Origin of the sequence: Blastococcus sp. VKM Ac-2987, assembly GCF_026967805.1 — a bacterium.
Classification (GTDB): domain Bacteria; phylum Actinomycetota; class Actinomycetes; order Mycobacteriales; family Geodermatophilaceae; genus Blastococcus.
Genome location: NZ_JAPVBG010000001.1, coordinates 653,639 through 666,836 on the forward strand (window position 1 = coordinate 653,639; position 13,198 = coordinate 666,836).

Genomic DNA, 13,198 nt, shown 5'->3' on the forward strand with positions numbered 1-13,198 from the left:
CTGCACCGCCACCGCCACCCGCACCTGAGAGCATTCCGGTAATGACCGGACCCACCACGGTGCTCGCCGCGGACGACGGGGCGGGCGTCGCCGACTGCGCCGACTACTGGCTCTGCCAGGAGGTCTACGACTGGTCCGGCATGGACTGGCTGGCCGAGAACGCCGAGACGCTCATCGCCACCCCGGCCCGCATCCTGCTGATCGTCGTGCTGGCGGCCGGGCTCCGGCTGCTGGCCCACCGGGCGATCGGCCGGCTGACCGACCGCACGGCGACCGGGGCGATGCCCACCATCCTGCGGCCCTTCCGCAGCCGCACGCCCGCCGCCGAGGAGGTCATCGACCAGATCACCGCGCGGCGCACCCAGCGGGCCGAGGCCATCGGCTCGGTGCTGCGCAGCTTCGCCTCGATGGTGATCATGGGCATCGCCGTCGTCCTGGTGCTCGGCGAGCTGGGGATCAACCTGGCGCCGATCCTGGCCAGCGCCGGCGTGGTCGGCGTCGCCCTCGGCTTCGGCGCGCAGAACCTGGTCAAGGACTTCATCGCCGGGATCGGCATCATCCTGGAGGACCAGTACGGCGTGGGTGACGTCGTCGACCTCGGCGAGGCCATCGGCACCGTGGAGGCGGTCGGCCTGCGGATCACCCGGCTGCGGGACGTCAACGGCGTCGTCTGGTACGTCCGCAACGGCGAGGTGCTGCGGGTCGGCAACAAGAGCCAGGGCTTCGCCCAGGTGGTCATCGACATGCCGGTCGCCCACGACACCGACCTGGAACGCTGCCGTGCGGTCATGCAGGAGGTTGCCGACGCGATGTACGCCGAGGACGAGTGGGCCGGCATCCTCCTGGCCGAGCCGGAGTCCCTCGGGGTCGAGCAGATCACCGCGGAGGGGGTGTTCCTCCGGCTCACCGTGCGCACCACCAACGCCGCCCAGTGGCGGGTCGGCCGGGAGCTGCGCATGCGGCTCAAGGAGCGGTTCGTCGCCGAGGGCATCCGCACGCCGGTCCCGCTGCTGAGCGCCTCCGGCGCCGGGGCGGGGTCCCGCTGAGCGCGCCCGCACCGCAGGGCCCCGTACCGGGAGCCCCGGTGCGGCAGGCCACCTTCCGCGAGGTCTTCGCCGTCGGCGAGTTCCGGCCGCTCTTCGGCACCTTCGTGCTGTCCGCGGCCGGGGACGAGCTGGCGCGGGTCGCGCTCACCGTGCTCGTCTACGACCGGACGGCGTCCCCGCTGCTGGCGGCGCTGACCTTCGCGATCAGCCACCTGCCCTGGCTGCTCGGCGGGCCGCTGCTCTCCACGCTGGCCGACCGGCTGCCACGGCACCGGGTGCTGATCGCCACCGACGTCGCCCGCGCGGTCCTCGTCGCGATCATGGCCATCCCCGGCACGCCCCTCCCGGTGCTGCTGGGCCTGCTCTTCGTCGTCGGCATGTGCGCGCCGCCGTTCGAGTCGGCCCGCTCCGCGCTGATGGCCGACGTGCTCGACGGGGACCGGTACGCCGTCGCCACGTCGCTGACCGGCATCACCCTGCAGCTGGCCCAGGTCGCCGGGTTCCTCGCCGGCGGCGCGCTGATCGCCGTGCTCAACCCCTCCGCCGCGCTGCTGGTGGACGCCGCGACCTTCCTGATCTCCGCCGTCTGGCTGTGGGCACGGCTGACGCCGCGGCCGGCCCCGGTGGCCGAGGGCGGCGGCGCGCCGGGGTCCCTGTGGCGCGACACCGCCGAGGGCCTGCGGTTCATCGGCCGCAGCCCCCGGCTGCTGGCCATCGTCGGCGTCGTCTGGGTGACGACGGGCTTCGTGTACGCCTCCGAGGGCATCGCCGCGCCGCTGGTGGACTCCCTCGGCCAGGGCACGACGGCGGTCGGCGTCCTCCTGGCCGCCAACCCGCTCGGGGTCACCATCGGCGGGCTGGTGATCGCGCGGCTGGTGCCCCCGGCGCGGCGGGAACGCCTCGTCGTCCCGCTCGTCGTGGTCTCCCTGGCCCCCGTCCTCGTCGGCGGCCTCGTCGCGGCCGCGGCCGGGCCGGGCGCGGTGCCGTTCTGGTTCCTGGTCGGGATGCTCTTCGTCTCCGGCCTGGGCGCGGCGTGGTCGATCCCGCTCAACGTCGCCTTCGTGCAGGCGGTGCCCAGCGCCTACCGCGGGCGCGCATTCGGCGTCGTGGCCAGCGGCCTGGCCGGCGTCCAGGGGCTCGGCGCGATCGGCGCCGGCCTCGCCGCGGAGGAGTTCGACCCGAGCGTCGTGGTGGCCCTCTCCGGGGTGCTCGGAATGATCGCGGTCGCCCCGGCGCTGATGGCCTATCGGCGGACGCGCGACCGGGCGGACGCCCCGACCGAGGCTGAGGGAGCACCAGGCGCATGAGCGAGTCGAGGCGGTCCCTGCCGTCGGCACGGACCTTCTACGACGAGGTCGGCGGCGCGGAGACCTTCCGCCGGCTGGTCGCCCGCTTCTACGCCGGCGTGCGCACCGACCCGGTGCTCGTGCCGATGTACCCCCAGGACGACTGGGAGGGCGCCGAGACCCGGCTCCGGGGCTTCCTCGAGCAGTACTGGGGCGGTCCGACGACCTACTCCGAGGAGCGCGGGCACCCGCGGCTGCGGATGCGGCACGCCCCGTTCGCCATCGGCCCCGCCGAGCGCGACGCCTGGCTGACGCACATGCGCGACGCCGTCGACTCGCTCGAGCTCCCCCCGGACCAGGACGCCACGCTCTGGGGATACCTGGAGATGGCCGCGGGGAGCATGCAGAACCGCTGAGCCGCCGGCGCCCCTGCCGGGGTGCCGTCCCGGTCCGCCGCACGCCGCCGGACCGCCCGCGCCCGGCGATCACCGCCGGCGCGCCCGCACACCCGAACGCCCACGAGAGCCCCCGAGGAGCCCGGTGAGCCCGGAGCCGAACCGCACCCTGTCCACGACCGACACCGACTGGTGGCGGGACGCGGTCTTCTACCAGATCTACATCCGCAGCTTCGCCGACGGGAACGGTGACGGCGTGGGCGACCTGGCCGGCATCCGGTCGCGGCTGCCCTACCTGGCCGACCTCGGGGTCGACGCGCTGTGGATCACGCCGTTCTACCCCTCGCCGATGGCCGACCACGGCTACGACGTCGCCGACCCCCGGGACGTCGAGCCGGTGTTCGGCGACCTGGCCGGGTTCGACGCGCTGCTGGCCGATGCGCACGCCCTCGGCATCCGGGTGACCGTCGACCTGGTGCCCAACCACAGCTCGCACGACCACGAGTGGTTCCAGGCGGCGCTGGCCGCCGCGCCCGGTTCGCCGGAGCGGGCCCGGTACCTGTTCCGCGACGGCCGCGGGCCGGACGGCGCCGAGCCGCCGAACAACTGGCCGTCGGTGTTCGGCGGGCCGGCGTGGACCCGGGTGCCCGACGGGCAGTGGTACCTGCACATCTTCGCGCCCGAGCAGCCGGACCTGAACTTCGCCAACGCCGAGGTCGTCGCCGACCTCGACGAGACGATGCGCTTCTGGCTCGACCGCGGGGTGGACGGCTTCCGCATCGACGTCGCCCACGGCATGGCCAAGCCCGACGGGCTGCCCGACATGGTGCCGATGGACGACACCGGGCTGCTCGACGACCACGGCCCCGGCGACCACCGGTTCGACCAGGACGGCGTGCACGTGGTGCACCGCCGCATCCGCAGCGTCCTCGACCAGTACCCCGGCACGATGGCCGTCGGCGAGGTGTGGGTCTCCGACGACGAGCGGCTGGCCCAGTACCTGCGCGAGGACGAGCTGCAGCTGGCCTTCAACTTCAAGCTGCTCACCGCCGAGTGGACCCCCGAGGGGCTGCGCGACGCGATCACCCACTCCCTGGCCGCGGTGGCGGGCACGCCCGCACCGGCCTGCTGGGTGCTGTCCAACCACGACCGCCCCCGCCACGTCACCCGCTACGGCGGCGGCGAGCTCGGCACCCGGCGGGCCCGGGCGGCGGCGCTGCTGCAGCTGGCCCTCCCGGGTGCGGCCTACCTCTACAACGGCGACGAGCTCGGCATGCCCGACGTCGACCTGCCCGACGAGGTGCTGCAGGACCCGATCTGGTTCCGGTCCGGCGGCGCCGACCGGGGGCGCGACGCATGCCGCATCCCGGTGCCCTGGTCGGGGACCGAGCCCTCGTACGGCTTCTCCACCGCCGCCGACACCTGGCTGCCCATGCCCGAGGGCTGGGCGTCGCTGACCGCCGAGGCGCAGCGGGCGGACGCCGGTTCGATGCAGTCGCTGTATCGGGATGCTATCGCCCTGCGCGCCTCCTCGCCCGCCTTCGCGGGGGACGAGGTGCAGTGGTTACAGGCACCCGACCGTTGCGTCGCCTTCCGCCGTCCGGGCGGGCTGGTCTGCCTGCTCAACCTCTCCGGCTCCCCGGTCCTCCTGCCGGAGGGCCGGGTGCTGCTCAGCAGCGCCCCGGTCGAGGACGGTTCCCTGCCCGACGACGCCGCGGTGTGGCTGCAGGGCTGAGCGCACCGGCCGGTACCCGGGCGCCGGACGGCGCTCGGGTACCTTGCCGCAGGTGACGCCGGGACGGCGGCGCCCGTCCACCGGCGCATCGCAGGAGTGAGCATGAAGACCCGGGACCTGGCCTACATCGCGCTCTTCGCGGCCATCATCGCCGTGCTGGGCACCCTCCCCGCCGTGACCATCGGGCCCGTCCCGATCACCGCGCAGACCCTCGGCGTCATGCTCGCCGGCAGCGTGCTGGGCGCCCGCCGCGGCTTCCTCGCCGTGCTGCTGTTCCTGGTCCTGGTCGCGATCGGGCTGCCCCTGCTGGCCAGCGGTTCGGGCGGCCTGGCGGTGTTCGCCGGCGCCACCGCGGGCTACCTGTTCAGCTGGCCGGTGGCGGCGTTCGTCATCGGCTGGCTGACCGAGCGCTTCTGGGCCCGCTACAACGTCGCGTGGGGCGTGGTGTTCAACGTGGTCGGCGGCATGGTCGTCATCTACCTGGTCGGCGTCCCGGTGCTCGCCGCCGTGGCGAACCTGTCCCTGGGCGAGGCGATCGTCTCCGGCGCCCTGCCCTTCCTCCCCGGTGACGCCGTCAAGGCGTTCATCGCCGCGGCGATCGCCGCCCAGGTGCGCCGCAGCTACCCGGTGATCGAGCGACCGCAGCGGGCGGTCGCCACCCGGTGAGGTTCCGCCGGCCGGAGCCGCGGCCCGACGCCGTCGCCGACCCCGCACGGGGGATCGAGCTGCGCGGCGTCTCCCACCGCTACGGCGACCGCCCGGTGCTCACCGACGTCGACCTGCACCTGACCGAGGCGCGGATCGGCGTCGTCGGCGCCAACGGCTCGGGCAAGAGCACCTTCGCGCGGCTGCTCAACGGGCTGGTGCTGCCCACGTCCGGGCAGGTGCTGGTCGACGGCCTGGACACCCGGGCGTCGGTGCGCGAGGTGCGCCGGCGGGTCGGCTTCGTGTTCCAGGACCCCGACGCCCAGATCGTCCACCCCACGGTCGCCGAGGACGCCGCCTACGGGCTGGAGAACCAGGGCGTGCCCACCGCCGAGCGGGCCGAGCGGGTGACCGAGGTGCTGGCGCGGTACGGGCTGGCCGGGCACGCCGACCATCCCGCGCACCTGCTGTCCGGCGGCCAGAAGCAGCTGCTCGCGATCGCCGGCGTGCTCGTGATGCGCCCCGCCCGCGTCGTGTTCGACGAGCCGACGACGCTGCTGGACCTGGTCAACGCGCGGCGCGTGGCCCGGGTCATCGGGGAGCTCGAGCAGCAGGTGGTCGTGGTGACCCACCAGCTCGATCTGCTCGACGGGTTCGACCGCGTCCTCGTCGTCGACGGGGGCCGGATCGTCGAGGACGCCGCGCCCCGTGCCGCGATCGCGGCCTACCGGGCGCTCATGGAGCGGCGATGACCCTCGCGCTCTACGTGCCCCGGCGCAGCGTCGTCCACCGCGTCCCCGCCGGCGGCAAGCTCCTGGCCCTCGCGGCCCTGGCCGTGCTGCTGTTCGCCGTGCCGACGCTGCCGGTGGTCGTCGCCGCGCTGCTCGGGGTGCTGGCGGTGGGCCTGGGCGCCGCGCGGCTGCCGGCGACCGCGCTGGCCCGGCAGGCACGGACGGTGCGCTGGTGGCTGGCCGGCCTGCTCGTCTTCCACACGCTGTTCAGCGACCTGCCGACGGCCGCGGTGACCGTGCTGCGGCTGCTGGCCCTCGTGCTCGCCGCCGCCGTGGTGACGGCGACGACGCGGGTGACGGAGATGGTGGCGGTCATCGAGCGGCTGTGCGCGCCGCTGCGGGTGGTGGGCGTGCGCCCGGCGCGGATCGGCCTGGTCATCTCCATGGCGCTGCGCTTCATCCCGGTGCTGGCCGAGCGGGCCGACCGCATCCGCGAGGCCCAGGCCGCGCGCGGCGGCTCGGCACGCGGCATCCGGGGCCTGCGGACGACGGTGACCCCGCTGCTTGTCCAGCTGCTGCAGATGGCGCACACCATCAGCGAGGCGCTCGACGCCCGCGGCGCCGACGACGTCCCGCCCGCCCGGGGACGCCGCTCCCCCGCTCCCGCCGCCTGACCCCGGAGGTCTGGAATGGATACCGGTTCGCTGCTGGAGATCTGGATGACGCCCGCGGCCGCCGCGCCGATGCGCCGGGCGCCGTCGGCACGTCTGGTGCCCGGCATCGGGCTGGAGGGCGACCGCTACGCCCTCGGCGGCGGCACCTGGGCGCAGTACCCGGACCTGGAGAAGCAGCTCACGCTCATCGACCGGGACGACGTCGCCGCCGTCGGCGCCGAGGTCGGCGGGCCGTTCACGACGGCGGACACCCGCCGGAACCTGGTGACCACCGGCGTGGACCTGCCGGCGCTGGTGGGCCGCTGGTTCGCGGTGGGCGACGCGCTGCTGTTCGGCATGAAGCGCTGCCCGCCGTGCACGCACCTGGAGCGGCTGACCGGGCTGAGGCTGGTGAAGGCGATGGTGCACCGCGGCGGGATCAACGCGGCGGTGTTCGGTGGCGGGCTGGTGACCGCCGGCGCCGTCGTGCGGCCGGTGCCGGACGAGGAGGCCGCCCAGCGGGGTGCGCCGACCGGGGCCGACCGACCGGTGCCGCGGATCGTTCCCGGCTGAGTGCCTGGGCGCCGGGTCGACCCGGGCGCGGCGAGGTCGAGCCGGATGCGCGCGCGGCTCCACCCGGCGCGATCCGGGTCGACCCGTGCGCGGCGACGGCCGAACACCCCGTCCCACGCATCACCGGGAGCGGCGGGCGCGTCACCCGTACGCGGCCGCCGCGATGACTGCGGAGGGCGCGGCCTCAGCCGAAGAGGCGGTAGAAGCGGAAGAAGTCGTCGGCGATCGGGAGCACCTCCAGATCGTCGAACCCCGCCTCGCGGGCGTACCCGCGCAGGACGTCGGGCCGCATCACGGTGCCGGTGCCGACCGAAGGCTGGGAGGACAACCCGTCGGCGAGGCAGCACATCACGCTGTAGCCGTACATCAGCCGCTCGACGTCGTCTCCGGGCGCGCCGAAGGTCTCGGCCACCCGCTCGTCCATGACCAGCACGTAGCCGTCCTCGCCGGCCAGTCGGCGCATGGCCGCGAGGACGTCGACCGGCTGCGGCAGGTCATGGATGCACTCGAACGCGGTGACGACGTCGTAGGTGCCGTCCCGGCCGACCGTGGCGGCGTCGGCGACCTCGAAGCGGACCCGATCGCCCACACCCGCCTCGGCGGCGTGCCGGCGCGCGGCCTCGACGGAGGGGACGTCGACGTCGTACCCGTCGACGGTCGCCGCCGGGTAGGCCAGGGCGATGCCGATGGCGGACCAGCCCTCGCCGCAACCGACGTCGGCGACGCGTCCCCCGGTGCTCAGCGCGCGGTCCACCTCGGGCAGCGACGGCAGGTGGTCCCGCCCGAGAGCGCCCAGGAAGAGCGGCCGGTTCGCCGCAGCCTGGGCCTCACGCACGTCGTCGCCCAGTTCCGCCCAGCTCACCCCGCCGCCGGTGCGGTGGGCGCGGACCAGCGCGTCCACCTGCTTGCCGACGCCGACGAGGAAGCGAGCCAGCGGGAGGACGTGGTCGGGGCTGAGCTGATCGGTGAACGGCTCGACGGCAGCGGCGGGCAGGGCGAAGCGGCGCAGCCGTGGGTTCCCGGGTCCGGCCGGGGAGTCCACCGCAGTGAGGAAGCCGGTCACCGCCTGCTGCTCGAGCCACTCTCGGGTGTACCGCTCGGCCGTCCCGCACCGCGCGGCGAGCTCGGCCGGCGTCTGCGGCCCGCCGTCGGCCAGCGCCCGGTAGTAGCCGAGCCGGTCGCCGAGGTACGCCGTCTGGACGTCGAGGGTGGCCAGGACGGCGGCGAAGAGCCGCTCGACCAGGTCTGCGGTGCCCGGGGCCGGTTCCGGGGAGCTCCCGGGGGGAGGCGCGGGCACTGTCGGCTGGGTGGTCGGTTCGGTGGAGGTCACGGCGGGGTCCTTCCGCTGGGTGGCAGCGTCCCGTCGTCCCGGCCGGGGACGCGGGAGGCCCGTGCCGGCCGGGCCCGCGTCGAGGCCGACCGCCCCCGCAGGGGACACCCTGCCCCGGCCGCGGCGATCGCGGAACCGCTTTCCCGCCCAGGCATCTCCTCGGATCCGGCCGGGGTCGCCGGCCGCCCCACCAACCGGTCCACGGGCACTCGCTCCCTCGCCCAGTCCCGTTGGACGGGCAGCGACTGCCCGCCAGGCCGCGGCTCCGGCGGCGTACCGAGGGCGCGGCACCGGTCCGGTGTCAGATCCGGTCGTCGGCCCAGCGGGCGAGGAACTCCTTCTCCTCCACGGTGAGCCGGCGCGGCCGCGCGAGCGCGAAGTCGAAGGGGACCAGCAGCGTGCTGCCGGTGACGGCGAGCTTCCCGTGGTCGAAGAGCTCGTAGTGGCAGGTGAACGCGGCGGCGCGGACACCGGAGACCCAGACCTGGACCTCGAGCGGGTCCGCGTCGTAGACGACCGACCGCTTGTAGGCGATCTCGTGCGACGCGACGACCAGCCCGCGGCGCATCCCGGTGTGGTCGTCGTGCGTCGGCTGCTCGAAGAACAGCTGCACCCGCGCCATCTCGAAGTAGCCGAGGAAGGCCACGTTGTTGATGTGCTGGTAGGCGTCCATGTCCGACCAGCGCATGGGGACGTGCGCGGTGTGCCTCACGGCGTCCACCCTGCCGCATGGCTCCGGTCGGGCGCCGCCCGGGCGAGCGGACGACGGCTCAGCCGCCGAGCCGTGGGGCCAGCCGCGCCTGCCCGGGGCCGGAGAGCTCCGTGGCGACTCCGCGGCGCCCGGACACGGCCATCAGGATCGCCTCCGCCGTCCCCCTGACCTCCGGGCCGCGCCCGAACGTCCAGTCGATGTCGGTGGCCACCAGCCGGACCCCCCGGACGCGCAGCACCCCGAGGAGCGTGGGCGCGAACAGGGCCGTGCGGAGCGCCGGCGCCAGCCGCTCGGCCGGGATGCTGCGGGGCAGGCCGAGCGGGCGGCGGATGTCCTGCTGGTGGATCATCCCGTCGGTCAGCGCGATGGCTCCGCCCATCCCCGCGGTCAGCCCGGACGGCGTGAGGTGGTCGTCCAGGAGCTGCATCAGCTGGGCAGGGGTCCGCGTCGCGTACGCCCGCAGCCCGACGGCGTTGACGCGGTCGACCATGAACAGGCCCCGGGAGAACCGCTCGGCCAGCTGGCGCGGCCGGAGCTCCTCGTAGCTCAGCATGTGCGCCACCACGTCCCGGACCGTCCAGCCGGCGCAGAGCGTCGGGGCGCACCACTGCTCCGGGGCGAGCCCGGCCAGGAGCTCGCGGAGTTCCTCGCGCTCGGCGCGGGCCAGGGCCATCACGTCCATGCGCACTCCGGGGCTCTCGCGGTCGCGCCGTTACGCGACGGGAGTGCCGCGAGAGTAGGCAACCGGCGCCCGGTGGGCCAGGGGTCGCTCAGCGAGGAACTCGATTCCGCACCGGCGCGGGAACGCCGACGGCCGGCGCGGAGCGGGTGCTCCACGCCGGCCGTCGGTGGGGACGTGCCGGGGGTCTTCCGTCAGTCGCGGGAGAGCTTGCGGTAGGTGGCGCGGTGCGGACGAGCCGCATCCGGGCCCAGCCGCTCGACCTTGTTCTTCTCGTAGTCGGCGAAGTTGCCCTCGAACCAGAACCACTTCGAGTCGCCCTCGTAGGCCAGGATGTGCGTCGCCACGCGGTCGAGGAACCACCGGTCGTGGCTCACGACGACGGCGCAGCCGGGGAACTCGAGCAGCGCACCCTCGAGGCTGGTCAGCGTCTCGGTGTCGAGGTCGTTGGTGGGCTCGTCCAGCAGCAGCAGGTTGCCGCCCTGCTTGAGGGTGAGCGCCAGGTTCAGCCGGTTGCGCTCACCGCCGGAGAGCACGCCGGCCGGCTTCTGCTGGTCCGGGCCCTTGAAGCCGAACGCCGCGACGTAGGCGCGCGAGGGCATCTCGACGTTGCCGACCTTGATGTGGTCCAGGCCGTCGGAGACGACCTCCCACAGGGTCTTCTTCGGGTCGATGCCGCCTCGGGACTGCTCGACGTAGGAGAGCTTCACCGTATCGCCGACCTTGATGTCGCCGTCGTCGGGCTTCTCCTCGCCGACCAGCATCTTGAACAGCGTGGTCTTGCCGACGCCGTTCGGGCCGACGACGCCCACGATGCCGTTGCGCGGCAGCGTGAACGACAGGTCGTCGATGAGCACGCGGTCGCCGAAGCCCTTGGTCAGGTTCTTCGTCTCGACCACGACGCTGCCCAGACGGGGGCCCGGCGGGATCTGGATCTCCTCGAAGTCCAGCTTGCGGAACTTCTCGGCCTCCGACGCCATCTCCTCGTAGCGGGCCAGCCGGGCCTTGCTCTTGGCCTGGCGCGCCTTGGCGCCGGAGCGGACCCACTCCAGCTCCTCCTTGAGGCGCTTGGCGCGCTTGGCGTCCTTCGCGCCCTCCACCTGGAGGCGGGCGGCCTTGGTCTCGAGGTAGGTCGAGTAGTTGCCCTCGTACGGGTAGGCGCGACCCCGGTCGAGCTCGAGGATCCACTGCGCCACGTTGTCCAGGAAGTACCGGTCGTGGGTGACGGCGACGACGGTGCCGGCGTACTTCTCCAGGTGCTGCTCCAGCCACGCCACGCTCTCGGCGTCGAGGTGGTTGGTGGGCTCGTCGAGCAGCAGCAGGTCGGGCGCCTCGAGCAGCAGCCGGCACAGCGCGACCCGGCGGCGCTCGCCACCGGAGAGCACGGTGACGTCGGCATCGCCGGGCGGGCAGCGCAGCGCGTCCATGGCCTGTTCGATGCGGGCGTCGAGCTCCCAGCCGTCGGCGTTCTCGATGACCTCCATGAGCTCGCCCTGCTCGGCCATCAGCGCGTCGAAGTCGGCGTCGGGCTCGCCCATCGCCGCGCTGACCTCCTCGAAGCGGGTGAGCGCGTCGCGGAGGGGCTTCACGGCCTCCTCCACGTTGCCGCGGACGTCGAGGTTCTCGTTGAGCGGCGGCTCCTGCAGCAGGATCCCGACCGAGGCGTCGGGGGCGAGCGTCGCGTCACCGTTCGAGGGCTGCTGCATGCCGGCCATGATCTGGAGCACGGTGGACTTGCCGGCACCGTTGGGGCCGACGACGCCGATCTTGGCGCCGGGCAGGAACGACAGGGTGACGTTGTCGAGGATCACCTTGTCGCCGTGCGCCTTGCGCGCACGGACCATCGTGTAGATGTACTGAGCCACTGGGCTTCGGAGCCTTCCGTCGTCTCGCGGGGAATCCCGCCTGGCGAGCCTACCGGGGGCGGGGATGGCGGACGTCCGCTCTGCTGGGGGCGCAGGCGTTCCGCGGCCGACCGTCCGGGCGCGGCCGGCCATCGATCGATCCGGTGCAACGCCTCGTCCGTCCCCTCGGATTCCCGACGCGGCGGTAGACCTTGCCGATCGATCGAGCCGCCCCGCTAGCATCGCCGCATGACGATGCCGCCGCGGCGACCGACCGGGCAGATCCGGTGAGTGCTGCCACCCTCACCCCGGCCGAGACCGAGCGGCTGACCCGCCGCGGTCTCCGGCTCGCCTGGTTCACGGTCGCCTACAACGTCGTCGAAGGCGCCGTCGCGATCACCGTGGGAGTTCTCGCGGGCCTGGTCTCGATGGTCGGCTTCGGCGTCGACTCGGGCATCGAGTCGGCGTCGGCCGTGCTGGTCGGCCTGCGGCTGGCCGCTCGCCTGCGCCACGGGCACGCGGACGAGGTGAAGGAGCGCCGCGCGCTCCGGGCCGTCGCCCTCACCTTCTTCGTGCTGGCCGGCTACGTGACGGTCGAGGGGATCCGGAGCCTGGTGGACGGCGAGACGCCGGACTCCTCCCCCGTCGGCCTGGTCCTCCTGGCCGCCTCGATCGTGGTCATGCCGATCCTGGCGCGGGCCAAGCGCAGGGTCGGCGAGCAGCTGGGCGGCGACCCGCTGATCCTGGCCGACGCGGCCGAGACCCGGATCTGCGTGCTGCTCAGCATCTCCACCCTCGTCGGGCTGGGCCTGTACGCCCTGGTCGGCTGGACCTGGCTGGACCCGGTCGCCGGGTTCGTCATCGCCGTCTTCGCCGTCATGGAAGGGCGCGAGGCGTGGGAGGGTGAGCTCGAGGACTCCTGCGGCCACTGACCCGGCCGCCGACGGGACGGACCGGGCAGCGCCCGGCCCGTCCCGAATCCCCTAGCGGCCGACGAGCGCCCCGGCGGCCTCCTCCAGCTCCTCGGCGTCCGTGGTCGCGAAACCGGTGTCGGTCTCGTACAGCTCGCCGGTGACCGGGTCGCAGCCGGCGCCGGGGAAGTCCTCCCCGGCCGGCGCCTCCGCCGGGGCCGGGCCCGCCTCGGCCGGCTGGGCGGTGCGCACCGCCGGGGTGCGGCGGAAGACCGACGTCCCCTTGGCCAGGTTGCACCCCACCGCGAAGGCCTTGATGCGGGGCTTGCTGCGCGGCCCGCTGTCGGACTCCCAGCTGTGCGTCGTGAGGGCGCCGTGGACGATCACCGGATCGCCCTTGCTGAGGGACGCGGACACGTTGCCGCTGAGGCCGTTCCAGCACTCGACGTCGACCCAGAAGGTGCCGGAGTCGACGAACTGCTCGCTGCCGGAGTCGTAGCGGCGGGCGGTGGAGGCGAGGCGGAAGTTGGTCACCGCGCCGTTCTGGGTGCTGTTGCGGCGGGGGGAGTCGGCGACGTTGCCGACGACGGTCACGATGGTGTCGTTCACGGTGCTCCTCCAGGAGTGGGCGCCGGGTCGGCGCCACCGGCGCGGTGCC

Annotated in this window: 14 protein-coding genes; 9 read left to right on the forward strand and 5 right to left on the reverse strand. The window is 74.1% G+C overall.

Going from position 1 to position 13,198, the window contains the following annotated elements; translation table 11 throughout:
• Nucleotides 1–41 precede the first annotated feature (41 nt).
• The 8 genes from O2W17_RS03150 to O2W17_RS03185 all read left to right on the forward strand — a co-directional run bounded on the left by O2W17_RS03150 (nt 42) and on the right by O2W17_RS03185 (nt 7,064).
• Nucleotides 42–1,046 carry a mechanosensitive ion channel family protein gene (locus O2W17_RS03150; protein WP_269190938.1) on the forward strand — a complete coding sequence of 335 codons (1,005 nt, stop codon included), beginning with the start codon at nt 42–44 and terminating at the stop codon, nt 1,044–1,046.
• 38 nt (nt 1,047–1,084) lie between these two features.
• Nucleotides 1,085–2,353, forward strand: coding sequence for an MFS transporter (locus tag O2W17_RS03155; protein ID WP_269190939.1), 1,269 nt, complete (start codon nt 1,085–1,087; stop codon nt 2,351–2,353).
• The gene (locus tag O2W17_RS03160; protein WP_269190940.1) at nt 2,350–2,748 is read left to right on the forward strand and encodes a globin; all 399 of its coding nucleotides are present in this window, start codon (nt 2,350–2,352) and stop codon (nt 2,746–2,748) included. The genes O2W17_RS03155 and O2W17_RS03160 overlap by 4 nt, the downstream gene beginning before the upstream one ends.
• Nucleotides 2,749–2,872: 124 nt before the next feature.
• Nucleotides 2,873–4,462, forward strand: a complete 1,590-nt coding sequence (locus tag O2W17_RS03165) for a glycoside hydrolase family 13 protein (RefSeq protein ID WP_269190941.1) — start codon at nt 2,873–2,875, stop codon at nt 4,460–4,462.
• A 102-nt stretch (nt 4,463–4,564) separates the two neighbouring features.
• On the forward strand, nt 4,565–5,128 hold the full coding sequence (locus O2W17_RS03170) for a biotin transporter BioY (RefSeq protein ID WP_269190942.1): 564 nt from the start codon (nt 4,565–4,567) through the stop codon (nt 5,126–5,128).
• Nucleotides 5,125–5,859 carry an energy-coupling factor ABC transporter ATP-binding protein gene (locus O2W17_RS03175; RefSeq protein ID WP_269190943.1) on the forward strand — a complete coding sequence of 245 codons (735 nt, stop codon included), beginning with the start codon at nt 5,125–5,127 and terminating at the stop codon, nt 5,857–5,859. Before O2W17_RS03170 ends, O2W17_RS03175 begins: the two co-directional genes overlap by 4 nt.
• The gene (locus O2W17_RS03180; RefSeq protein WP_269190944.1) at nt 5,856–6,512 is read left to right on the forward strand and encodes an energy-coupling factor transporter transmembrane component T family protein; all 657 of its coding nucleotides are present in this window, start codon (nt 5,856–5,858) and stop codon (nt 6,510–6,512) included. The genes O2W17_RS03175 and O2W17_RS03180 overlap by 4 nt, the downstream gene beginning before the upstream one ends.
• A 15-nt stretch (nt 6,513–6,527) precedes the next feature.
• The gene (locus tag O2W17_RS03185; protein WP_269190945.1) at nt 6,528–7,064 is read left to right on the forward strand and encodes an MOSC domain-containing protein; all 537 of its coding nucleotides are present in this window, start codon (nt 6,528–6,530) and stop codon (nt 7,062–7,064) included.
• A gap of 184 nt (nt 7,065–7,248) precedes the next feature.
• On the opposite strand, the gene O2W17_RS03190 is transcribed toward O2W17_RS03185, so the two are convergent.
• The 4 genes from O2W17_RS03190 to ettA form a co-directional block, all read right to left on the reverse strand.
• Nucleotides 7,249–8,394: a class I SAM-dependent methyltransferase gene (locus O2W17_RS03190; protein WP_269190946.1), complete on the reverse strand. Its 1,146-nt coding sequence runs from the start codon at nt 8,392–8,394 to the stop codon at nt 7,249–7,251.
• A 301-nt stretch (nt 8,395–8,695) separates the two neighbouring features.
• Nucleotides 8,696–9,106 (reverse strand): acyl-CoA thioesterase, encoded by a 411-nt coding sequence (locus tag O2W17_RS03195; RefSeq protein WP_269190947.1) that lies wholly within the window; start codon nt 9,104–9,106, stop codon nt 8,696–8,698.
• 58 nt (nt 9,107–9,164) lie between these two features.
• Nucleotides 9,165–9,788 carry a maleylpyruvate isomerase family mycothiol-dependent enzyme gene (locus tag O2W17_RS03200; RefSeq protein ID WP_269190948.1) on the reverse strand — a complete coding sequence of 208 codons (624 nt, stop codon included), beginning with the start codon at nt 9,786–9,788 and terminating at the stop codon, nt 9,165–9,167.
• Nucleotides 9,789–9,979: 191 nt separating this feature from the next.
• Complete coding sequence (gene ettA / locus O2W17_RS03205; protein ID WP_269190949.1) at nt 9,980–11,650, reverse strand: energy-dependent translational throttle protein EttA; 1,671 nt, start codon at nt 11,648–11,650, stop codon at nt 9,980–9,982.
• A gap of 266 nt (nt 11,651–11,916) precedes the next feature.
• On the opposite strand from ettA, the gene O2W17_RS03210 reads away from it, so the two are divergent.
• Nucleotides 11,917–12,561, forward strand: a complete 645-nt coding sequence (locus O2W17_RS03210; protein ID WP_269190950.1) for a cation diffusion facilitator family transporter — start codon at nt 11,917–11,919, stop codon at nt 12,559–12,561.
• A gap of 51 nt (nt 12,562–12,612) precedes the next feature.
• Here the strand turns inward: O2W17_RS03210 and O2W17_RS03215 are convergent, their stop codons facing one another.
• Nucleotides 12,613–13,149 carry a single-stranded DNA-binding protein gene (locus O2W17_RS03215; RefSeq protein WP_269190951.1) on the reverse strand — a complete coding sequence of 179 codons (537 nt, stop codon included), beginning with the start codon at nt 13,147–13,149 and terminating at the stop codon, nt 12,613–12,615.
• Between the last annotated feature and the right edge of the window lie 49 nt (nt 13,150–13,198).